This is a genomic window from Sphingopyxis panaciterrae, from assembly GCF_011762125.1.
GTDB classification, from domain to species: domain Bacteria; phylum Pseudomonadota; class Alphaproteobacteria; order Sphingomonadales; family Sphingomonadaceae; genus Sphingopyxis; species Sphingopyxis panaciterrae.
The window spans coordinates 438,251-458,999 of sequence record NZ_JAASQN010000004.1; the positions used below are offsets into that span (position 1 = coordinate 438,251).

The window sequence follows — 20,749 nt, forward strand, 5'->3', positions numbered from 1 at the left end:
CCGAGAATGGCCGCACAGGATAAGAAGAACAAAATGAATTTCGAGAATCTTTCCCCCGTCCTTTCGGACGCCCTGACCGCGCGCGGCTATGAAGCACTCACCCCTGTCCAGACGCAGGTCAGCGAGGATCAGGCCAAGGGCCGCGACCTGCTCGTTTCGGCGCAGACCGGCTCGGGCAAGACCGTCGCCTTCGGCCTTGCGATGGGCGACGAACTGATCGAGGACGGCCGCCTGCCCTTCGCGACCTCGCCGCTCGCGCTGATCGTCGCCCCGACGCGCGAACTTGCTTTGCAGGTCAGCCGCGAACTCGGCTGGCTCTACGCCAAGGCCGGTGCGCGCATCGCGACCTGCGTCGGCGGCATGGACGCCAGCAAGGAACGCCGCGCGCTGAACCAGGGCGTGCAGATCGTCGTCGGCACCCCGGGCCGCCTGCGCGACCATCTCGAACGCGGCGCGCTCGACCTCTCGGCGCTCCGCGTCGCGGTACTCGACGAGGCCGACGAAATGCTCGACATGGGCTTTCGCGACGACCTGGAGGAAATTCTCGACGGCACCCCCGCGACGCGCCGCACCTTGCTGTTTTCGGCGACGCTTCCGAAACCGATCGTCCAGCTCGCCAAACGCTATCAACAGGATGCGCTGCGCATCTCGACCGTCGGCGAAGACCGCGGCCATGGCGACATCGCCTATCAGGCGGTGACCGTCGCGCCCGCCGACATCGAGGGTGCGGTCGTCAACCTGCTCCGCCTCCACGACGCCGAAACCGCGATGCTGTTCTGCGCCACGCGCGACAATGTCCGCCGCCTCCACGCCAGCCTCGTCGAACGCGGTTTCGCCGCGGTCGCGCTGTCGGGCGAGCATAGCCAGAACGAACGCAACGCGGCGCTGCAAGCGCTGCGCGACCGCCGCGCCAAGGTCTGCGTCGCGACCGACGTCGCCGCGCGCGGCATCGATCTGCCCACGCTCAGCCTCGTCATCCACGTCGAAATCCCGCGCGACGCCGAGGCGCTCCAGCACCGCTCGGGCCGTACCGGCCGCGCGGGGAAAAAGGGCACTGCGGTCATCATCGTCCCCTATCCGCGCCGCCGCCGCGTCGACGGCATGCTGCGCGGGGCACGCATCAACGCCGAATGGATGGAAGCTCCCACCGCCGCCGATGTGCGGGCGCGCGACCAGGAACGGCTGATGGAAAAACTGCTCACCCCCGTCGAGCATGAGCCCGAGGATCTCGAACTCGCGCAGCGCCTGATGGCCGAGCGCACGCCTGAGGATATTGCCGCATCGCTCGTCCAGGCGCACCGCGCCTTGATGCCGCCGCCCGAGGATCTGATCGACAACAGCGCCCGCGGCCGCGACCGCCCCGAACGTGGGGAGCGCGGCGAACGCGAACGTCCCGAACGCGGCAGCGCCGACCACCGCGAAGGCTTCGAGGACAGCGTCTGGTTCCGCCTCAATATCGGCCGCCACCAGAATGCCGATCCGCGCTGGATCCTGCCTTTGCTCTGCCGTCGCGGCCATGTGAGCAAGAACGAGATCGGCGCGATCCGCATCGGTCCCAAGGAAACGATGTTCAACATCCCGCGCGCGATCGCCGATCGCTTTGCCGAAGCCGTGGTGCGCAGCGCCAACGAGGATGGCGAAGACGATAGCGGCGTGTCGATCACCCCCGCACCCGACGGCCCGACCTATCCGCCGCGCCGCGACAAGGGCGGGCATGGCGGCCCGGGCGACCGGGGGCCGCGCAGCACGCTCGGCCGCGCGCCGGGCGGCGACCGCGCTGGTCCGCGCGGACCGCGTGGTCCCGGCGGCCCCGGCGGCAACGAACGCTACAAGCCGAAGCCCTTCGGCCAGCGCAGCCCGCGCCGCCCCAAATGATATGATCCCCTCCCCTTTCGGGGAGGGGCTTTCACCGCACTGCCCTTGCGCTCTTCTGTCCGGCCCACCAGATGGACCGGACAGCAGGAGCGCGAGCATGAAAGCGATCGAAGCCTTTATCGAGAGCCAGGGCGGACCCGAAGTCATCGACTGGCGCGAGGTGACGCTTGGCGAACCCGGCCCCGGCCAGGTCCTGCTTCGCCAGACCGCCGTCGGGCTCAACTATCTCGACACCTATCATCGCGACGGCACCTATCCGATCGAGTTGCCCAGCGGACTCGGGGTCGAGGCGGCGGGCGAGGTCGTCGCGGTCGGCGCCGATGTCCACGGCCTCCGGCCCGGCGACCGCGTCGCGACCTTCGGGCCGCAGCGCAACGCCTATGCCAGCGCACGCCTTCTTCCCGCCGCCTCGCTGTTCAAGCTCCCTGCCGGCATCGACGATGAAACCGCCGCCGCGGCGCTGCTCAAAGCCTGCACCGTCGAGGCGCTCGTCGAGCGCTGCGCCAAGGTCGAAGCGGGTTGGCCCGTGCTCGTCCACGCCGCGGCAGGCGGCGTCGGCCTGATCCTCGTCCAGTGGCTCAAAGCCATCGGCGCGACCGTCATCGGCACCGTCAGCACCGAGGCGAAGGAACATGCCGCGCGCGAAGCCGGCGCCGATCATGTCATCCGTTACAAGGATGACGACGTCGCGGCACATGTCCGCGAGATCACCGACGGTCAGGGCGTGCCCGTCACCTTCGACGGCATCGGCATGGCGACGTGGAACGCCTCGCTGAAGGCCACCGCCCGGCGCGGACTGATCGTCAGCTACGGCAATGCCGGCGGACCGGTGACCGGCATAAACCTCGGCATCCTTGCCCAGCACGGGTCGCAGTTCGTTACGCGGCCGACCTTGTTCGACTATTACGCCCACCCCGGCGAACGCGCCGCCGGCGCCGCGCGCGTGTTCGAGATGATCGAGAGCGGCGCGGTGAAGGTCACCGTGGGCCAGCGCTATTCGCTCGAAGACGCGGCGCGCGCCCACGCCGACCTGCAGGCGGGACGCACGACGGGATCCAGCCTGTTGATTCCCGAGCACCCTTAACCGTCGCCCCCGCGCAGGAGTGAAAGGTCGGATTGTCCCCCGGACAATCCTTGGACATGCGGGGCATGTCCAACCCTTCACTGGCCGCTGGCAGCATTGTGCAAGGCCGATAGCGGCCCCCGCCTTCGCGGGGGCGACGAAATGTCTACGCCTTCAACCGCGCCGCATGCCAGGCGACATGCTCGGCGAGGAAGGTCGAGATGAAATAATAGCTATGGTCATACCCCGGCTGCATCCGGATCTCGGCCTTCTGTCCCGCGCGCTCGCACGCATCGACCAGCAGCTCGGTCTTCAATTGCTCGGCGAGGAAATTGTCGGCATCGCCCTGATCGACGAGCAGGTCGGGCACGCGCAGCCCCTGATCGAGCAATGCGCATGCATCATAGGCGTGCCACGCCTCGCGGTTGCCGCCGAGATAACCCGTCAGCGCCTTCTCGCCCCACGGGCATTGCGACGGCGCGACAATCGGCGAAAAGGCCGAGACCGAACGGAAGCGATCCTGATTGCGCAGCCCGATGGTCAACGCGCCATGCCCGCCCATCGAGTGCCCGGTGATCGCCTGCCGCGTCAGGTCGGCGCTCGCGAAATTGCGCAGCACCAGCGACGGCAGCTCGTCCTCGATGTACGAGCGCATCCGGTAATTCTTTGCCCATGGCTCGGCGGTCGCATCGACATAGAAGCCTGCGCCCAGCCCGAAATCATAGGCCGCATCGGGATCGTCGGGAACAGCATCTCCGTTTGAGGCTGGGCCGCGCGGGCTCGTATCGGGCGCGATGAAGATCACGCCATATTCGGCGCACGCCGCGCGATATTCGCCCTTCTCCATCACATTGGCATGGGTGCAGGTCAGCCCCGACAGATACCAGAGCACCGGCAGCTTCGTCCCTTCGGGATGATCGGGAACGAAAACCGCAAAGGTCATGTCGGTGCCGGTCGTCGTGCTCTGATGCTTGTACACGCCCTGCGTGCCGCCATGGCTGCGGTTGGTGGAGAGAGTTTCGAGGGTCATTGGCTTTCCTGCATGGGGATGGACGCGACGAGCGGGCTATGCCCCCAGTGACGCAGCAGGTCCAGTATCGCCGCACCCGACAGGCCGAGTGTCGCGGTGTTGCGCAGCGGATGGACATTGACCTGCTCGGCCGGCGCGAGCGGCGCATCGAGGACGATGGTGATGCTTCCCGGCGACGCATTGATCGCGGCCATCGGCGTCACCGATCCGGGGACGATGCCGAGCAGCCGTTCCATATCCTCGGCCTTGCCGAAGCTGACGCGCTTGCTGCCGATCGCGGCGGGCAGCGCCTTCAGGTCGACGCGCGCGTCCGATCCCACGGTGACGAGCCAAAAGGCGCCGCCCGCATCCTTCAGGAACAGGTTCTTAGTATGCGCCCCGGCCATGACGCCATATAATTCTTCGCTGTCCGCGACGGTGAACAGCGGCTTATGTTCCTGCTCGACGAAGGGGATCGCAAGGGTTTCAAGGTCGGATCGCAATCCCGCTTCGCCGCGCATCATTCCATTACCTCAGACGACGCGGTGCAGCGCGCAAAGCTTGTTGCCCGACGGATCGCGCAGATAGGCAAGATACATCGCGCCGAAACCGCCTTCGCGTACGCCCGGCGGGTCTTCGATCGAGGTGCCGCCATTGGCGACGCCGGCATCGTGCCAGGCCTTCGCCTGCTCGGGCCCTTCCATCGCGAAACCGATGGTGCAGCCGTTGCCGACGGTCGCCGGCTCGCCATCGATCGGCGTGCCGACCAGGAACAGCCCGCCATTGTGCATGTAGATCAGGCGGCCCTTGTCGTCCTGGATCGCCGGCTTGCCGCCGATCGCTCCAAAGGTCGCGTCATAGAATTTCTTCGCGGCTTCGATGTCGTTCGCGCCGACCATATTGTGACTATACACTGGTTTGCTCCTCCGGTTTTGGTTGCGAATCGGAACCTATCCTGTCCGAGTGAGCAGGACCAGTCGCCATTCTGCTTCTGGCGAGCCGAAAATGGTGAAGCGTCACGGCCCGGAGCGCAGCGTGCTTTTGCACGTGAGCACCCGAAGCGGGACAATTCGCCATTTGCAGGCCGCCAGGGGCGGAATGGCGACTGGTCCTAACGGAAGACAACGGTCTTGCGTCCATCGATCAGCACCCGCTGCTCGGCGACCCAGCGCACCGCGCGCGCCAGCACCTGTGCCTCGGTATCGCGGCCGATGCGGATCAGTTCATCCACCGAATCGCGATGATCGACGCGCTCGACCGCCTGTTCGATGATCGGCCCTTCATCGAGATCGCTGGTCACGAAATGCGCCGTCGCGCCGATCAGCTTTACCCCGCGTTCCTGCGCGCGATGATAGGGCTTGGCACCCTTGAACCCCGGCAGGAAGCTGTGATGAATGTTGATGCAGCGCCCGCCAAGCCGCGCCGACAGATCCTGCGACAGCACCTGCATATAGCGCGCGAGCACCAGATATTCGGCGCCGGCATCGTCCATGATCGCCAGGATCGCCGACTCCTGTTCGGTGCGGTTCGCGTCGCTGACCGGCAGATAATGGAACGGCACCCCATGCCATTCGGACAGCCGCCGCTGCGCTTCATGGTTCGACACCACCGCGGCGATGTCGATCGAGAGATTACCGGTCGACCAGCGATGGAGCAGGTCGTTCAGGCAATGGCTGCCCTGCGATACCGCGATGACGAAGCGCGGCTTGATGGCGCGGTCGCTGATTCGCGCGTCCATCGCGAAACGGTCGATGACCGGCGCAAAGGCTTCGTGCACACCCGCCAGCCCTGCGGGAAAGCGCGCACCTTCGCCGCGAAACTCGACGCGCATGAAGAAGCGCCCCGAACCCAGGTCGGCATATTGCTGGCTGTCGAGAATAAAACCGTCGCGCTCCGCGAGCAGCCCCGTCACGGCGGCAACAATGCCCACCGCATCGACGCAGCTGAACGTCAGGACATAGGGTCCGGTCAAAACATTCCCCTCTTCTCGTCATTGCGAGCGAAGCGAAGCAATCCAGAGCGGTGCACCACCCCGGATTGCCGCGTCGCCTTCGACTCCTCGCAATGACGAAGCTTGGCGAGAAACGAAACTGCTTTTTAGAAAACCACCACGCTGCGGATGCTCTCCCCCGCGTGCATCAGGTCGAAGCCCTTGTTGATCTCCTCAAGCCCCATGACATGGGTGATCATCGGGTCGATCTCGATCTTGCCCTGCATATACATGTCGACAATCTTGGGCACGTCGGTGCGGCCCTTGGCGCCGCCGAACGCGGTGCCGCGCCAGTTGCGGCCGGTGACGAGCTGGAACGGACGCGTCGCAATCTCCTTGCCCGCCTCGGCGACGCCGATGATGATCGAGGTGCCCCAGCCGCGATGGCAAGCTTCGAGCGCGGTGCGCATCACGTCGGTATTGCCCGTCGCGTCGAAAGTATAATCGGCGCCGCCGTCGGTCAGCTGGACGATTGCGGCGACCGTGTCTTCGCGGCTCATGCCCTTGGTGTTGAGGAAGTCGGTCATCCCGAACTTGCGGCCCCATTCCTCGCGCGCCGGGTTGATATCGACGCCGATGATCTTGTTTGCGCCAGCCAGACGCGCGCCCTGGATCACATTGAGTCCGATACCGCCGAGCCCGAAGATGACGACATTGTCGCCGACCTGCACCTTGGCGGTGTTGATCACCGCGCCGACCCCGGTGGTGACGCCGCAGCCGATGTAGCAGCTTGACTGGAACGGCGCGTCCTCGCGAATTTTCGCCACCGCGATTTCGGGCAGCACGGTGAAGTTCGAGAAGGTCGAGCAGCCCATATAATGGAAGATCGGCTGGCCCTTGTACGAGAAGCGCGTCGTGCCGTCGGGCATCAGCCCCTTGCCCTGGGTGGCGCGGATCGCGGTGCAGAGGTTGGTCTTGCCCGAAAGGCAACTTTTGCACTGGCGGCATTCGGGGGTGTAGAGCGGGATGACATGGTCGCCGGGAACGACGCTCGTCACGCCCGCGCCGACCTCGCGCACCACGCCCGCACCCTCATGCCCCAGCACGCTCGGGAAGATGCCTTCGCTGTCGAAGCCGTCGAGCGTGTAGGCGTCGGTGTGGCAGATGCCTGTTGCCATGATTTCGACCAGGACCTCGCCCGCCTTCGGGCCTTCTAGGTCGAGTTCGACGATTTCGAGCGGCTTCTTCGCTTCGAACGCTACGGCGGCGCGGGTCTTCATGGGAACACTCCTCACGGAAAAACATTGCGCCCGCTGTACACCGATCCAAAGCACGATAAAGGGGCCAATCGGCAATATATTATCCCAAAGGTGAGATAATGGGCGCATGGGAAGGCATCGAAGAGGTCGTCGCGATTGCCGACTCGGGCAGCTTCGTCGCCGCGGCGGCGCGGCTCGGCACCTCGACCTCGCATATCAGCCGCGCGGTGATCCGCCTCGAAAACCGGATCGGCGCGCAGATTTTTGTGCGCACGACACGGCGCGTCGTCCCCACGCCCGCGGGCCGCACACTGATCGAGCAATTCCGCAGTCTTATCGCCGCGCGCAACGATGCGCTGTCGGCGGTCAGCGACGACGGCGCGCCGCGCGGCGAGGTGCGGATGACCTGCTCGATCGCGATGGGCGAGCGCTTCGTCGCGCAGATCGCGCGCGACTATGCCTTCGCCTTTCCCGACGTGACCGTGACCCTCGAACTCACCAACCGCGTCGTCGACCTGCTCGCCGAGGGATTCGACCTCGCGATCCGCACCGGCACGCTGCCGGACTCGGGACTCGTCGCGACGCGCATCGCCTCGCGCAGCCTCTACCTCTGCGCCGCCCCCGCCTATCTCGCACGCGCCGCCGCGCCGCAGTCGATCGACGATCTCGCGCGCCACGAATGCCTGCTCGGCACCGCGCCCGCCTGGCATTTCCGGGCGCAGGGCAAGGACGTCACCCACCGCCCCGCCGGCCGCTGGCGCTGCAACAGCGGCACCGCGGTCACCGAAGCCGCGCTCGCGGGCCACGGCGTCTGCCAGCTTCCCGATTTCTATGTGATGCCGCATCTGCAAAGCGGCGCGCTCGTCTCGCTCCTCGACCCGCTCCGCCCGCAGGAGGAGCCGATCTGGGCCGTCTATCCGCAGCGCCGCCATTTGCTGCCGAAGGTGCGGCTGCTGATCGACAAATTGCGCGAGGAATTGCCGACGGTTCTTCAACAAACCTCGTCACCCCGGGCTTGATCCGGGGTCCCGCTAAGCGAGGTTGGAAGCGGGACCCCGGATCAAGTCCGGGGTGACGATGAAATGGAGCTCAACACTCCACCACGCTAACCGCCAGCCCGCCCTTCGACGTTTCCTTATATTTGTCGCGCATGTCGCGGCCCGTTTGCAGCATCGTCGCGATCACCGTGTCGAGGCTGACGACATGCGTGCCGTCGCCGATCATCGCGATGCGGCTAGCATCAATGGCCTTGATCGCGCCCATCGCGTTGCGCTCGATGCACGGAATCTGCACCAGCCCGCCGATCGGATCGCAGGTGAGGCCCAGATTATGCTCCATGCCGATCTCGGCGGCATTTTCGACCTGCGCATTGGTGCCGCCGAGCGCGGCGGTCAGCCCCGCCGCGGCCATCGAGCAGGCGACGCCGACCTCGCCCTGGCAGCCGACCTCGGCGCCCGAAATGCTTGCGTTGCGTTTATACAATGCACCGACTGCGCCAGCGGCGAGCAGGAAGGTGCGCACGCCTGCGTCATCACCGCGATAACCGCGCCGGTAGAAACGGATGACCGCCGGGATGATCCCCGCCGCGCCGTTGGTCGGCGCGGTGACGACCTTGCCCCCCGCGGCATTTTCCTCGTTCACCGCCATCGCCCACAGGTTGATCCAGTCCATCATCGCGAGCGGGTCGATCAGATTGGTTTCGTGGCGGTTGCGGATGTCGTCGGCGATCTGCGGCGCGCGGCGCTTGACCTTGAGCCCCCCGGGCAGAATGCCCGTGCTCGAACAACCCGCATCGATCGAGGCATCCATCGCCTCGGCGATCGCATCGATACCCGCCGTCACCTCGTTCGGCGGGCGGTGACGCACTTCGTTGGCGAACATCATTTCGGCAAAGCTGAGGCTCGACGCCTTGCCCATCGCGATCAAGTCGGCGCCCGAGGTGAAGGGATAGGGCAATTCGACCTCATCCTCGGCGCCGCGGCTGTTGCGCCCCGCCTCATCCTCATCGACCACAAAGCCGCCGCCGATCGAGAAATACATGCGCTTGGCCAGAATCTCGCCATCGCCGTCGCGCGCGGTGAAGCTCAATGCATTGCTGTGAAACGGCTGGCGCTGGCGCATCTGGAAATGCAGGTCGCGCGCCGGCTGGAACCGCACACGCTGACGCCCGAGCAGGTAGAGAAACCCCTCGCTCGTCGCGCGGTCCCAATGCGCCGTGATCGCGGCGAGGCTGGTCGAGGCGGGGATTTCGCCCGCGAGCCCCGCGACCACGGCCGTATCGGCGGCGTGCCCCTTGCCGGTCAGCGCGAGCGAGCCATAAAGGTCGGCCTCGACATGCACGGTCTTCATAAGCAGCGCCTGCTCGTCGAGCCAGACGGTGAAACGCCGCGCCGCCACCATCGGGCCCACGGTGTGCGAGCTCGACGGTCCGACGCCGATTTTGAAAAGTTCGAACAGGCTGATCGTCATGGCGGCCCTATAGGAGAAGGCGCTTCATCGGGATAGGGCCGCGCGGGCCAATTTTCGTTACGGCCCGCTATCCTTCTCCCTTTGGGAGAAGGATATGCAGCCTTGCCGGCTCTGCCGGCCAGGCGAAATTGGATGAGGGGCTGTGCCCTATCGATAGGACCGAGCCCCTCACCATTGCGACTAACCGGCAAAGCCGGCAAGTCTCGTTGCCTCCCCTATGGGAGAGGATAAAATTACGCCGGATAGGTCCAGGTCGTGTCGCGCGCGAAATTCTCCGCCGCGAAATCCCAGTTCAAAAGCTCGTCGACCACCGCGTCGACATAGGCCGGGCGCAGGTTCTTGCGGTCGATGTAATAGGCATGTTCCCACACGTCGATCACAACCAGCGGCTTGATACCGGCGGTCAGTTCGGTGCCGGCGTCATGCGTGTCGGTGACTGACAGCGTGCCGTCGCGCGAGACGAGCCAGGCCCAGCCCGACGCGAAATGGTTGACCGCGGTTTCCTTGAGCTTCTTTTTCAGATCATCGAGCGAACCGAAATCGCGCTCGATCGCCGCGAGCAGGTCACCCTTCGGCGCGGTCTTCGCCGGCGACAGGCTTTCCCAATAAAAAGCGTGGTTCCACGACTGGGCGGCGTTGTTGAACAACCCCTTGTTGCCCGCGCCCTCGGCATGGTGGACGATTTCCTCAAGCGGCTTGTCGGCGAGCTCAGTGCCTTCGATCGCCGCATTGACCTTGTCGACATAGGCCTTGTGGTGCTTGCCATGGTGCGTCGCCAGCGTGTCGGCCGAGATATGCGGCTCCAACGCGTCCTGGGCATAAGGCAGGGGAGGATGGGCGATCGTCATGGCAGTCTCCATTTTGTTATCGAGGGGTTTGCGGCCTTAAACTCGGTATCGCCCCTGCGGGTTGCAAGGCCGCGGCGGCAATTTTTCCGCTTAAAATTCAGGTCACCATCACTTGCAGCGTCGCGATGCGGTCGGCCTCTTCGGCGGGCTTGTCGCGCCGGATGCGCGATATGCGCGGAAACCGCATCGCAAGCCCCGATTTATGGCGCTTCGACGCATGGATCGAATCGAACGCGACTTCGAGCACGAGCGTTTTTTCGACCTCGCGCACCGGCCCGAAGCGGTTCAGCGTGTTGTCGCGCACGAATTTGTCGAGCCACTTCAACTCCTCGTCGGTAAAACCCGAATAGGCCTTTCCAACGGGCAGCAATTCGCCTGCTTCGGACCAGCATCCGAAGGTATAGTCCGAATAGAAGCTCGCCCGCCGCCCGTTGCCGCGCTGCGCATACATCATCACGCAATCGGCGGTCAGCGGATCGCGCTTCCATTTATACCACAGCCCCGCGCGCCGTCCCGCGACATAAGGCGCATCGCGGCGCTTCAGCATCACGCCCTCGATCGCCGCATCGCGTGCGCCGGCGCGGCGTTCGGCGAGGTCGCCGAAATCGGCGGCATCGATCACCTGCGACAGGTCGAAATGGCTGTCGGCGAGGCGCGGCACGAACGCCTCCAATTGCCGCCGCCGCTCGGTCCACGGCAGGCCGCGCAGATCATTGCCGTCGACGCCAAGCAGATCATAGACGCGCACGAACGCCGGATAGTCGGCGAGCATCTTCTTCGACACGACCTTGCGCCCCAGCCGCTGCTGGAGCGCGTTGAAGCTCGCCGCCTCCCCGCCCTGAATCTCGCCGCGCACAAGCAACTCGCCATCGATCACCGCATCCTGATCGAAGGCCGCGATCAGCTCGGGAAATGCCCCGCTGATCTCCTCACCGCCGCGGCTGTAGATGCGCGTTTCGCTGCCGCCGCGCACGATCTGGACGCGAATGCCGTCCCATTTCCATTCGGCGGCATAGTCGGCAAGATCGACGCTCTCCTCTTCAAGCGGATGCGCGAGCATGAAGGGGCGGAAGAAGGCGACATCGGCGAGGTCGGGCCGCTCCCCGCGTCCCTCGCCCCAGGCGAACAGCGGCGCATAGGGCGGCGGGATCGCGTGCCACAGCTCCTCGACATCGTCGACCGGCACATCGAACGCCTGCGCAAACGCCTGTTTCGCAAGCCGCGCCGACACCCCGACGCGCATGCCTCCCAATGCCAGTTTGAGCAGCGCATAGCGCCCATCGGCGTCGAGGCGGTCGAGCAGCGACGCGACGATGGCTGGGGCATCGCTGCGGGACGTGGAAGAGAGAGCGTCGACCGCCTGCGATACGCTGAGCAGATCCCGTTCGTCCTGAGGAGACCCTGAGCCTGTCGAAGGGTCGTCTCGAAGGACCGCAGCAGGTGGTTCGAGACGCGTCTTCGACAAGCTCAGCCGCTCCTCACCACGAACGGCAAGGGAGTCCGGCCACAGCAACGCCGCCGTCTCGGCGGTGTCGCCGACAAAATGCCGCGACAGCCGGAACAATTCCTCATCGACCCGCGTCGCCAGCAGGGTTCGCACCGTCCCCGCCTTCACCGCCGGAAAGTCGAGGCTTTCGGTCAATGCCGCGATCGCCCAGCCGCGATCCGGATCGGGCGTGTGCCGCAGATAATCGACGATCAGCGCAAGCTTGCTATTGCGCGAACGCGTATAGATCAGCCGGTCGATCAGGGCCGCGAAGCGCTTCACACCTCTTCCTCCAGGTCGCGCCCCACCAAATGCAATGCGCGCGCCTTGCGCTGCGTCAGTTCGCACCAGCGCAGCAGCCCGTCCTCGCTGCCATGGGTGATCCAGCTCTCCTTCGGGTTCACCTCCTCGATCGTCGCGGTCAGCTCGTCCCAATCGGCATGGTCCGAAATCACCAGCGGCAGCTCGACCATCCGCTGCCGCGCCCGCTGGCGCACGCGCATCCAGCCCGATGCCATCGCGGTCACTGGATCGGGCAGCCGCCGCGACCAGCGATCGTTCAGCGCCGAGGGCGGCGCGAGGACGATCTGCCCCGCCATCTCCGCCTTGGCGGTCTCCGACACCAGCCGCAGTTCACCCAGATCGATGCCATGGATCGCATAAAGCTGGCACATCTTCTCCAGCGCACCGTGGATATAAATCGGCGCATCCCACCCCGCCCCGCGCAGTTCGGCAATCACCCGCTGCGCCTTGCCGAGCGCATAGGCGCCGACGAGCACCGAACGGTCGGGCTCGGCGCGCACCGCGCCGATCAGCTTGGCGATCTCGTCGACGGTCGGCGGGTGGCGAAACACCGGCAAGCCAAAGGTCGCCTCGGTGACGAAGATATCGCACGGCACGACCTCGAACGGCGTGCAGGTGGGATCGGGCCGCCGCTTGTAATCGCCGGTGACGACGATCCGCTCGCCCTGATATTCCATCAATATCTGCGCGCTGCCAAGCACATGCCCCGCCGGGTGGAAGCTGAACCGCACCCCGCCGCACTGGAACCCGTCGCCATATTCATACGCCTGATTATGGCTCGCCTCGACATCGACCCCGTAACGCAGCGCCATGATCGCCAGCGTCTCCGGCGTCGCGTACACCGCTCCATGCCCGCTGCGGGCGTGATCGGCGTGGCCATGCGTCACCGCGGCGCGCTCGACGGGGCGGGAGGGATCGATCCACAGGTCGGCTGGCTTCACATAGATGCCGCCCGGATGCGGCTCGATCCAGGTCCTGGGCTTCGCCATCAGGCGGCGAGCTTCCGCGCACGCACAAGGTCGGCGACGAACGCCTTGCGCTCCTCGGCCGCCCGTTCGCGGTCGGGCAAACGCAGCAGGAACGACGGATGGATCGTCGCGATCAGCTTGACGCCTCCTTGCAACTCGTGGGCGTCGCCGCGCATCGATTTGATGCTCGCGCTCTTGCCCGTCACCCCGCGCAGCGCGCTCGCGCCCAATGTCACGATCAGCTCCGGCTGGACGAACGCGCGTTCCTTGTCGAGCCACCAGCGGCAGATATCGATCTCGCCCGTCGTCGGATTCTGGTGCAGCCGCCTTTTGCCGCGCGGTTCGAACTTGAAATGCTTGACCGCGTTGGTGAGGAACAGCCGCCTGCGGTCGAGCCCCGCCTCTGCGAGCGCCTCATCGAGCACCTGCCCTGCGGGACCCACGAACGGCCGCCCCTGCAAATCCTCCTGATCGCCCGGCTGCTCGCCGACCAACATGATCCGCGCCGACTCCGGCCCCTCGCCCGCCACCCCCTGCGTCGCATCGCAATAAAGCGGGCAGCGCGTGCAGCGATCGACCGCGCGAGCAAGTTCGCTCATCGTCTTTACATCGTCATCGAGGGCCAGCTCTTCGGGCACGCGCGTCCGCCATTTATCGGTCAAAGGGTTCGCCAAGGAAACGGCCGCTTCGCGCATGCGTTCCACCCGCGCCTCGGCGCCCGCGAGCAACGGCGCGATATCCCGCGCCTCGGGCAGGTTCTTCCAATATTTCTTCGGCATCTCGGCACGCATCGCGTCGATCTTCACCCGTGCCGGATTGAAGATCGCGCCATAATAGGTGCGCCACTGATCCTCGACCACATCGCTGTCAGGCACCTCGTCCCTCGTGCCGCCCGCGCCGTAGGTGAGTATCTCGTCCTGCCAGATCGCGCGCGCATCGGGCGTCACGATCGCCCAGTCCATGCCGGTGAAACGCCGCTGAAAAAAGGGCGCGGTCAGCCGGAGGATGCGGTGCGACGGTTCGAACCATGCCGCGAAACTTTCACGCCCCGCCTCCTCGCCCAGCCGGCGAAAGCGCACGAAGGCGTGCATCTTGTGGACGTCGCGGCGGATCGCCTTGTCGGCTCCCCGCAGCCAGTCGACCTCGGCATCGGTCGTCCGCGCGAGCAACTGCCGGTCGCGCGCCGCACGCCAGATGATCCGGTACAGCCGCGCGGGCACTTCCGCATCGCGATGGCATATCACCCGCTCGGCAATCTCGAGCAGTTCGCGCGGCAGCGAGACCGCACCCGCGGGTGCCGGAACGGTCTCCGCACCGAACAGCGACGCCCCCTCTTCGCTGCCACGCCAGCTCACATCCTCTGGCGCCACCCCGCCTGCCAGCAAAGCCCGCGCCGCGCTCCGCCATTCGGTAAAATCGCCCGGCTCCTCGAGCACCACCTCCCTCACAGCGCGAGCGCCAGCTGTTCCGGCGGGGGCGCGAACCGCGCGCGCAGATCGGCGCTGTCGGTGAGCCCGCCCGGCCGCCAATCGGGGGTGACGATGAAGGGCAGCAGCTTCTTCACCGAGGCGGTCAGCTTGGCGAGGTCGCCAAGCCGTAGCTTGCCCAGCCGCCGCGCGGCGACGATCCGGTCGACCGCGCGCGTGCCCAGCCCGGGCACGCGGAGCAGCAGTTCGCGCGGCGCGCGATTGATATCGACCGGAAATGCCTCGCGCCGCATCAGCGCCCAGGCGAGCTTGGGATCGATCGCCAGATCGAGCATCCCCCCGCGCGCGCCCTCCATGATTTCCGCCCGCTCGAAGCCGTAGAAGCGCAGCAGCCAGTCGGCCTGATACAGCCGGTGCTCACGGATCAGCGGCGGGCGCACCGGCGGCAGGTCGCTGCTCGCATCGGGGATCGGGCTGTAGGCCGAATAATAGACGCGGCGGAGCTGGTAGCCCGAATAGAGGTTGGTCGCGGTCTTCAATATGTCATCGTCGCGCGCCGCGTCGGCGCCGACAATCATCTGCGTCGATTGCCCCGCCGGTGCAAAGCGCGGCGGCATCGCCTTGCCGATCAGCCGGCTTTTCGCCGCCTCGATCGCATCGTCGGCGCCGACGCGCACCGACGCCATCGTCTTGCGGATCGTCTCGGGCTTTTTCTCGGGCGCAAAGCTCTGTAATCCCGCTTCGGTCGGCAGTTCGACGTTGGTCGACAGCCGGTCAGCATAAAGCCCGGCGAGCGCGATCAGCCCCGGGTCGGCCCCCGCGATCGTCTTCAGATGAATATAGCCGCCGAACCGATGCTCCTCGCGCAGGATGCGCGCTACCTCGACCAGCTGCTCCATCGTGTAATCTTCCGACCGGATAATCCCCGACGACAGGAACAACCCCTCGATATAATTGCGCTTGTAGAAATCGAGCGTCAACCGCACCACCTCCTGCGGGCTGAACCGCGCACGTTCAACATTGCTCGACGCGCGATTGATGCAAAAACGGCAGTCGTAGATGCAGAAATTGGTGAGCAATATCTTGAGCAGCGAAATGCACCGTCCGTCGGGCGCATAGCTGTGGCAAATCCCCATGCCCTCGGTCGACCCGATGCCCTTGGTCGCCGTCGAATCGCGCTTCACCGTCCCCGACGAAGCGCAGGAAGCGTCATATTTGGCCGCATCGGCAAGAACGGCGAGCTTTTCCAGAATCGACTTGGTGGACATATCCCATGCCTAGCATGAGAACATAAAAGGAACAAATCTGTCCAGCGCGCTTAGGCGTCGCGCCACCGCGCCGGCAGTGCAATATCGACGACCAGCCCATCCGGATCCCAGCGCCGCTCGATCGTCCCGCCCAGATTGTTGCGCACGCTGCGTTCGATCAGCAGCGTGCCGAAGCTCGTCCGTTCGGGCGCGGCGACGCGCATCGCGCCGCCCGTTTCGGCCCAGGTCAGGCGAAAAAGCCGTGGCTCGGCACCTTCTTCATCCTGCGTCCAGCTGATGTCGACGCGGCCATCTGTGCCCGTCAACGCGCCATGCTTGACCGCGTTGGTCGCAAGCTCGTTGAACAGCAGCGCCATCGCGACGACGGCATTTTCGGGGAGCAGCAGGTCGGGGCCGGTCCAGCGGATGCGCGGAAAAGCCGCCTCGACCTCGCGCATCAGCGCGTGCATCGACCCGGTCATGAAATTGGCGCCGAGCAGCACATTCTGCGCGCGGTTGAGCGCGTCGAGGCGGCTGGTGATCCGCTCGACATAATCGTCGACATCGTTCGCCGAATGGCGGGTGAGCGAGATGATCGCGCTGACCGTCGCGAACAGGTTGCGCATCCGGTGGTGCAGTTCGCGCATCAGCAGGTTGGCATTTTCCTGCCGGCTCTTCTGTTCGGTGATGTCGATGCTGACTCCGGTCAGCCGGGCGTCGTTCGACCAGACGTCCCAATCGCCGCGCGAGGCAATCCAGCGCATCCCGCGCTCGGGATGCTGGATGCGGTGCTCGACCGAATAGGGACTACCTCCCTCACGCGATTCCTCCAGCGCGGCGGTCACCCGGTCGCGATCTTCGGACGGCATGCGCTCGAGCAGGTCGGGCGCGGTGCGCAGCGCCGTTTCATAATCGGCGCCGAACAATCCGGCGGCCGCCCCTTGCCAATGCATCCCGCCGCTCTGCGGGTCGAGTTGCCACGTCGCGATGCCCGAAAAATCAAGTGCGCGTTCGAGCATCCGCCGCGCCTCGTCACGCTCGGAAACCAGCCGCCGCAGATCGGCCTCGGCCATGATGATCGCGGCAAAATCCTCGAGCCGCGCCAATTCGGCCGCCTCGAGCATCACACGCTCCTTGCGGTCGATGACGCACAGGGTGCCGAGGATCGCGCCATTATAGGCGCGCAGCGGCACCCCGGCATAGAAACGGATGAAGGGATCGCCCGTCACCAGCGGATTGTCGCGAAACCGTTCGTCACCGAGCACGTCGGTCACGATCATCGGCTGCTCATCGGTCACCACGAACTGGCAGAAACTGATGTCGCGCCCGGTTTCGGCGACGTCGAGTCCATAGGCCGACTTGAACCACTGGCGGCAATCATCGACAAGCGACACGAGCGCGATCGGAGCATCGAACAGGTCGGCGACCAGCTTGGTTACCCGGTCGAACGCTTGCTCGGGTCCGGTATCCAGCAGGCGATATTCGCGAAGCGTGTCAAGGCGTCGGCGTTCACGCTCCGCCGCCGTTGCTTCGCCTCCGTCGGCCAATGTCTGCCCCTCGCTCCGTGCCGACGCCGCCGCGTCGATTCTTGGTGGGGGACGCTCTGCCATGATTTTCGTTCCTAAAAAAGCACGATGGCAAAACGACAGGAAAAGTCACCATATTCCACTCGCTTAAGCCTTGGCTCCGACGCGTCCCGGCTGACTCTACGCTTTGGGAGGGGACAAGTTGCAGCCGCTCCTGCCGCTTTTTCCGCGCCGCTGCGGGAACCCGACCGCATCGTACCGCGTATGAAGCCTGTGTAGCGGGAGGAATTTTCATGAGTTTGGGTGACGAGATCCGTGGCCATCTGCCTTTCCTGCGCCGCTATGCGCGCGCGCTGACGGGCAGCCAGCAGCACGGCGACAATTTCGTCCATACCCTGCTCGAAGTGATTGTCGCCGCCCCTGGCGAATTCCACAGCGGCCAGGGCACAAGGCTCGACCTCTACCGCCATTTCCACCGCATCTGGGAAAGCGCCTATATCGACGATGGCGAAGGCAGCGACGATGAGGATCCGATCGTCCGCGCCGCGAACCGCCGCCTTGCGCGCATCACTCCGCTCGGCCGCCAGATATTGCTGCTCACCGCGCTCGAAGGCTTTTCGGTCGACGAAGCCGCGCTGATCACCGGCACCGATATCGCCACCGTCGAGGGGCTGCTTGCCGAGGCGGTCGATGACCTCGATCGCGAATCGCGGACGTCGGTGCTGATCATCGAGGACGAACCGCTGATCGCGATGGAGCTCGAAGCGATCGTCCGCGCACTCGGTCACGAGGTCGCGGGCATCGCCACGACGCACGCCGACGCCGTCGCCGCCTTCGAAGCCACCGACGCCGGGCTCGTGCTCGCCGATATCCAGCTCGCCGACGGCTCGTCGGGGATCGACGCGGTTCAGGATATTTTGGCGATGGCGCCGGTGCCGGCGATCTTCATCACCGCTTTTCCCGAACGCCTGCTCACCGGTCACCGCGTCGAGCCGACCTTCCTGATCTCAAAGCCGTTCCGCGAAAATACGGTGCGTGCCGCGATCAGCCAGAGCCTGCTGTTTACCCCCCAGCTAGCCGCATAATCTGCCTTCGGGCGGCGCAGGCCTGCCCCGAAGCGAAGCCTGCATTGGGGTGGAGAGCGGACGCTGCTTGACGCACCTTCGTCATCCCGGACTTGATCCGGGATCCCGCTTTTTGACCGCATAATCCGTCTTTGACTTCAAGCGGGACCCCGGATCAAGTCCGGGGTGACGATAAGGGTAATGGCGGCAACCGGCCGAAACCCGCCATTCCAGCTACGGTAACCCCGGCCAGCGAAAGTCAATCCCCGCTCGGGCCGTTCGCGGTCAGATGATCGACATCATCCATGATCGCGCGAAACACGTCGCTCGACGGCAGCACATCACCGCTGCGCAGCGGCATCGTGCCGCTGTCCAATATGGCGTGCAGCGCGGTGCGCGCACGCGACACGCGGCTTTTCATTGTGCCCACCGCGCAACCGCAAATCTCCGCACCTTCTTCGTAGCTGAGGCCGCCGGCGCCGATCAGCACCAGTGCCTCGCGCTGGTCGACGGGCAGCATCAGCAGCGCGCGCTGGACATCGGCAAGATGCAGGCTGTCGTCCTGGTCGTCGGGCGCAACGAGCAGCCGTTCAGCGGCGAGTTCGTCGTAATCGGCGGTGAATTTCTTGCGCCGCATCTGCGACAGGAAACAGTTGCGCAGAATGACGAAAGCCCAGCTTTTCATGCTCGAGGGACCGGGGATATATTGCGCCCGCGCCTTCCATGCCTTCAGCATCGTCTCCTGCACCAGATCGTCGGCCAGGTCGGCATTGCCGGTCAGGCTGCGGCCAAAGGCACGCAGGTGCGGCAGCATGGCCGCCAGCTCGCGCTTGAAGCTGTCGTCGTCGAGCGGCTGTGGTGTTACGTCGCTGATAATATGGCCTTTGTTATGGCTGTTGGAGTTGGGAAGCGTTCAGGCTTAACGCGTCGCGCCGCCGATGCAACCCGCAGCGCCACATCCTTGCCCCGGGCGGCCGACGGGCGCTCAAGCATGGATGGCGGACAGCGGGCATGACCCCTCCCCCGGAAACCCCGCCAACTGGCGGAGCAAGATGCGACCCCTCGCCGCAAGCCGGGCGCTTGCGCCCGCCCGGATTAGGCACACTGTTGTTTCTTGGCAACGCTTTCGTCGCAAAAAGAAAAAGACGCGGGAACCCGGAGCCGCTTCTGTCGTTGCTCCGACATGGCTACGCACGGTAACAACAGGATCAACGGCAAGGGGCATCCTCACCCCGGCCCCGATGCGCCTCAACGGGCGCAGGGCAGCTTTCCCGGAACGGGCAGCGACCAGTGGCATCGCACGCTCACGGGCCGCCAGTCGCCCGAACCGGTGAGCGCGAAGCTGCGCATGATCTATGGCAATATCGTCGCCGAGCAATTGCCCGACAACATGCTCGACCTTCTTTCGCAGCTCGATCAGAAAAGCTCGAAGCAATAATGGCCCTTCCCCAAGCCGCGCACCAGTCGCGGGTCGAAACGGACAAGCCCGCCGAATCGCTCTCCGATCAGGAGTTCAAGACGCTTCTCGCCGCGGTGATCCCGCATTTGCGCGCTTATGGCCGCAGTCTGTCGGGTAGTCCCGACCTGGCCGACGACCTGACGCAGGATACGATGGTCAAGGCGTGGGCGTCCCGCGACAGGTTCGAGCGCGGTACGTCGATCAAGGCCTGGACCTTCGTCATCCTGCGCAACACCTTCCTGTCGCAGATGCGCCGCAACAAGTTTCGCGGCGAATATGACGAGGGCGTCGTCGAACGCACGCTGTCGACCCCGGCGGTTCAGGAGGATTCGGGCGAAATGGCCGATCTTCAGCGCGGGCTGATGGAATTGCCGCAGGACCAGCGCGAAGCGCTGATCCTGGTTGGCGCCGGCGGCATGTCGTACGAGGAAGCGGCGAATATCTGCGACTGCGCACTCGGCACGATGAAAAGCCGCGTGTCGCGCGCCCGCGCCGCGCTCGAAGAGATCATGGCTGGCGGCCAGTTCTCGCGCAAACGTGCCGACGCCGCCCCCGCGAGCGAAGCGATGGCCGCTATCATGGACAGCGTCGAGACGATTACCACACGGCGCGAGGCCGAAAACCGTTAGGCCGAGGTTTGTGGCGGATTTAGGCTGATTGCGGACGTTCTTCTCCCCTCCCTTTTAGGGAGGGGCTGGGGGTGGGTAGCCGCCGAAGGCGGCGCTCTGCCTCTGGCTCGCTGCGCTCGCGGGCCCCCCCCCCACACACCCCGCCAAGGACGGGGGTGTGGAGGCGAAACACAAACACAGCCCCACA

General features: G+C 65.4%; 19 protein-coding genes. 6 read left to right on the plus strand and 13 right to left on the minus strand.

The window, feature by feature from the left end:
• The first annotated feature begins 33 nt into the window (after positions 1-33).
• Both FHR22_RS16215 and FHR22_RS16220 read left to right on the plus strand, forming a co-directional pair.
• On the plus strand, positions 34-1,875 hold the full coding sequence (locus FHR22_RS16215; protein WP_166944689.1) for a DEAD/DEAH box helicase: 1,842 nt from the start codon (positions 34-36) through the stop codon (positions 1,873-1,875).
• Positions 1,876-1,972: 97 nt separating this feature from the next.
• Entirely contained in the window at positions 1,973-2,959 is a 987-nt protein-coding gene (locus FHR22_RS16220; protein ID WP_166944691.1) for a quinone oxidoreductase family protein, read from the plus strand.
• A gap of 145 nt (positions 2,960-3,104) precedes the next feature.
• Here the strand turns inward: FHR22_RS16220 and fghA are convergent, their stop codons facing one another.
• From fghA to FHR22_RS16245, 5 genes are all read right to left on the minus strand, one after another.
• Entirely contained in the window at positions 3,105-3,968 is an 864-nt protein-coding gene (fghA, locus tag FHR22_RS16225; protein ID WP_166944693.1) for an S-formylglutathione hydrolase, read from the minus strand.
• The gene (locus FHR22_RS16230; protein ID WP_243853764.1) at positions 3,965-4,471 is read right to left on the minus strand and encodes a prolyl-tRNA synthetase associated domain-containing protein; all 507 of its coding nucleotides are present in this window, start codon (positions 4,469-4,471) and stop codon (positions 3,965-3,967) included. Before FHR22_RS16230 ends, fghA begins: the two co-directional genes overlap by 4 nt.
• A gap of 9 nt (positions 4,472-4,480) precedes the next feature.
• On the minus strand, positions 4,481-4,861 hold the full coding sequence (locus FHR22_RS16235; RefSeq protein ID WP_166944695.1) for a VOC family protein: 381 nt from the start codon (positions 4,859-4,861) through the stop codon (positions 4,481-4,483).
• Between the two features lie 197 nt (positions 4,862-5,058).
• Positions 5,059-5,919 carry a formyltetrahydrofolate deformylase gene (gene purU / locus FHR22_RS16240; protein WP_166944697.1) on the minus strand — a complete coding sequence of 287 codons (861 nt, stop codon included), beginning with the start codon at positions 5,917-5,919 and terminating at the stop codon, positions 5,059-5,061.
• A gap of 125 nt (positions 5,920-6,044) precedes the next feature.
• A complete protein-coding gene (locus FHR22_RS16245) occupies positions 6,045-7,157 on the minus strand; it encodes an S-(hydroxymethyl)glutathione dehydrogenase/class III alcohol dehydrogenase (protein WP_166944699.1) in 1,113 nt (370 codons plus the stop codon).
• Between the two features lie 98 nt (positions 7,158-7,255).
• Here FHR22_RS16245 and FHR22_RS16250 point away from each other — a divergent pair, with 98 nt between their 5' ends.
• On the plus strand, positions 7,256-8,155 hold the full coding sequence (locus FHR22_RS16250; RefSeq protein WP_166944701.1) for a LysR family transcriptional regulator: 900 nt from the start codon (positions 7,256-7,258) through the stop codon (positions 8,153-8,155).
• Between the two features lie 70 nt (positions 8,156-8,225).
• Here the strand turns inward: FHR22_RS16250 and FHR22_RS16255 are convergent, their stop codons facing one another.
• From FHR22_RS16255 to FHR22_RS16285, 7 genes are all read right to left on the minus strand, one after another.
• On the minus strand, positions 8,226-9,605 hold the full coding sequence (locus tag FHR22_RS16255) for an L-serine ammonia-lyase (RefSeq protein WP_166944702.1): 1,380 nt from the start codon (positions 9,603-9,605) through the stop codon (positions 8,226-8,228).
• 233 nt (positions 9,606-9,838) lie between these two features.
• Positions 9,839-10,453: a superoxide dismutase gene (locus FHR22_RS16260; RefSeq protein ID WP_166944703.1), complete on the minus strand. Its 615-nt coding sequence runs from the start codon at positions 10,451-10,453 to the stop codon at positions 9,839-9,841.
• Positions 10,454-10,550: 97 nt separating this feature from the next.
• The gene (locus FHR22_RS16265) at positions 10,551-12,221 is read right to left on the minus strand and encodes a cisplatin damage response ATP-dependent DNA ligase (RefSeq protein WP_166944704.1); all 1,671 of its coding nucleotides are present in this window, start codon (positions 12,219-12,221) and stop codon (positions 10,551-10,553) included.
• Positions 12,218-13,231 carry a ligase-associated DNA damage response exonuclease gene (locus FHR22_RS16270; protein WP_208417745.1) on the minus strand — a complete coding sequence of 338 codons (1,014 nt, stop codon included), beginning with the start codon at positions 13,229-13,231 and terminating at the stop codon, positions 12,218-12,220. Before FHR22_RS16270 ends, FHR22_RS16265 begins: the two co-directional genes overlap by 4 nt.
• On the minus strand, positions 13,231-14,646 hold the full coding sequence (locus tag FHR22_RS16275; RefSeq protein WP_341786643.1) for a UdgX family uracil-DNA binding protein: 1,416 nt from the start codon (positions 14,644-14,646) through the stop codon (positions 13,231-13,233). Before FHR22_RS16275 ends, FHR22_RS16270 begins: the two co-directional genes overlap by 1 nt.
• A gap of 8 nt (positions 14,647-14,654) precedes the next feature.
• Positions 14,655-15,905 (minus strand): putative DNA modification/repair radical SAM protein, encoded by a 1,251-nt coding sequence (locus FHR22_RS16280; RefSeq protein ID WP_166944706.1) that lies wholly within the window; start codon positions 15,903-15,905, stop codon positions 14,655-14,657.
• A 50-nt stretch (positions 15,906-15,955) separates the two neighbouring features.
• Complete coding sequence (locus tag FHR22_RS16285) at positions 15,956-17,494, minus strand: sensor histidine kinase (protein WP_166944707.1); 1,539 nt, start codon at positions 17,492-17,494, stop codon at positions 15,956-15,958.
• 209 nt (positions 17,495-17,703) lie between these two features.
• Here FHR22_RS16285 and FHR22_RS16290 point away from each other — a divergent pair, with 209 nt between their 5' ends.
• Positions 17,704-18,495, plus strand: coding sequence for a response regulator (locus FHR22_RS16290; protein WP_166944708.1), 792 nt, complete (start codon positions 17,704-17,706; stop codon positions 18,493-18,495).
• Positions 18,496-18,733: 238 nt separating this feature from the next.
• Here the strand turns inward: FHR22_RS16290 and FHR22_RS16295 are convergent, their stop codons facing one another.
• Positions 18,734-19,288 carry a sigma-70 family RNA polymerase sigma factor gene (locus tag FHR22_RS16295; protein ID WP_166944709.1) on the minus strand — a complete coding sequence of 185 codons (555 nt, stop codon included), beginning with the start codon at positions 19,286-19,288 and terminating at the stop codon, positions 18,734-18,736.
• Positions 19,289-19,657: 369 nt separating this feature from the next.
• Between FHR22_RS16295 and FHR22_RS16300 the strand changes: the two genes are divergently transcribed.
• Both FHR22_RS16300 and FHR22_RS16305 read left to right on the plus strand, forming a co-directional pair.
• Complete coding sequence (locus FHR22_RS16300; protein ID WP_166944710.1) at positions 19,658-19,912, plus strand: NepR family anti-sigma factor; 255 nt, start codon at positions 19,658-19,660, stop codon at positions 19,910-19,912.
• Positions 19,912-20,562 (plus strand): sigma-70 family RNA polymerase sigma factor, encoded by a 651-nt coding sequence (locus FHR22_RS16305; RefSeq protein WP_166944711.1) that lies wholly within the window; start codon positions 19,912-19,914, stop codon positions 20,560-20,562. The genes FHR22_RS16300 and FHR22_RS16305 overlap by 1 nt, the downstream gene beginning before the upstream one ends.
• Positions 20,563-20,749: the final 187 nt, after the last annotated feature.

Coding starts and splice junctions, on each gene's coding strand:
- FHR22_RS16215 (WP_166944689.1), top strand. CDS start 34: ATGAATTTCGAGAATCTTTCCCCCGTCCTTTCGGACGCCCTGACCGCG.
- FHR22_RS16220 (WP_166944691.1), top strand. CDS start 1,973: ATGAAAGCGATCGAAGCCTTTATCGAGAGCCAGGGCGGACCCGAAGTC.
- fghA (WP_166944693.1), bottom strand. CDS start 3,968: ATGACCCTCGAAACTCTCTCCACCAACCGCAGCCATGGCGGCACGCAG.
- FHR22_RS16230 (WP_243853764.1), bottom strand. CDS start 4,471: ATGATGCGCGGCGAAGCGGGATTGCGATCCGACCTTGAAACCCTTGCG.
- FHR22_RS16245 (WP_166944699.1), bottom strand. CDS start 7,157: ATGAAGACCCGCGCCGCCGTAGCGTTCGAAGCGAAGAAGCCGCTCGAA.
- FHR22_RS16250 (WP_166944701.1), top strand. CDS start 7,256: ATGGGCGCATGGGAAGGCATCGAAGAGGTCGTCGCGATTGCCGACTCG.
- FHR22_RS16255 (WP_166944702.1), bottom strand. CDS start 9,605: ATGACGATCAGCCTGTTCGAACTTTTCAAAATCGGCGTCGGACCGTCG.
- FHR22_RS16260 (WP_166944703.1), bottom strand. CDS start 10,453: ATGACGATCGCCCATCCTCCCCTGCCTTATGCCCAGGACGCGTTGGAG.
- FHR22_RS16270 (WP_208417745.1), bottom strand. CDS start 13,231: ATGGCGAAGCCCAGGACCTGGATCGAGCCGCATCCGGGCGGCATCTAT.
- FHR22_RS16280 (WP_166944706.1), bottom strand. CDS start 15,905: ATGTCCACCAAGTCGATTCTGGAAAAGCTCGCCGTTCTTGCCGATGCG.
- FHR22_RS16285 (WP_166944707.1), bottom strand. CDS start 17,494: ATGGCAGAGCGTCCCCCACCAAGAATCGACGCGGCGGCGTCGGCACGG.
- FHR22_RS16290 (WP_166944708.1), top strand. CDS start 17,704: ATGAGTTTGGGTGACGAGATCCGTGGCCATCTGCCTTTCCTGCGCCGC.
- FHR22_RS16295 (WP_166944709.1), bottom strand. CDS start 19,288: ATGCTGCCGCACCTGCGTGCCTTTGGCCGCAGCCTGACCGGCAATGCC.
- FHR22_RS16300 (WP_166944710.1), top strand. CDS start 19,658: ATGGCTACGCACGGTAACAACAGGATCAACGGCAAGGGGCATCCTCAC.
- FHR22_RS16305 (WP_166944711.1), top strand. CDS start 19,912: ATGGCCCTTCCCCAAGCCGCGCACCAGTCGCGGGTCGAAACGGACAAG.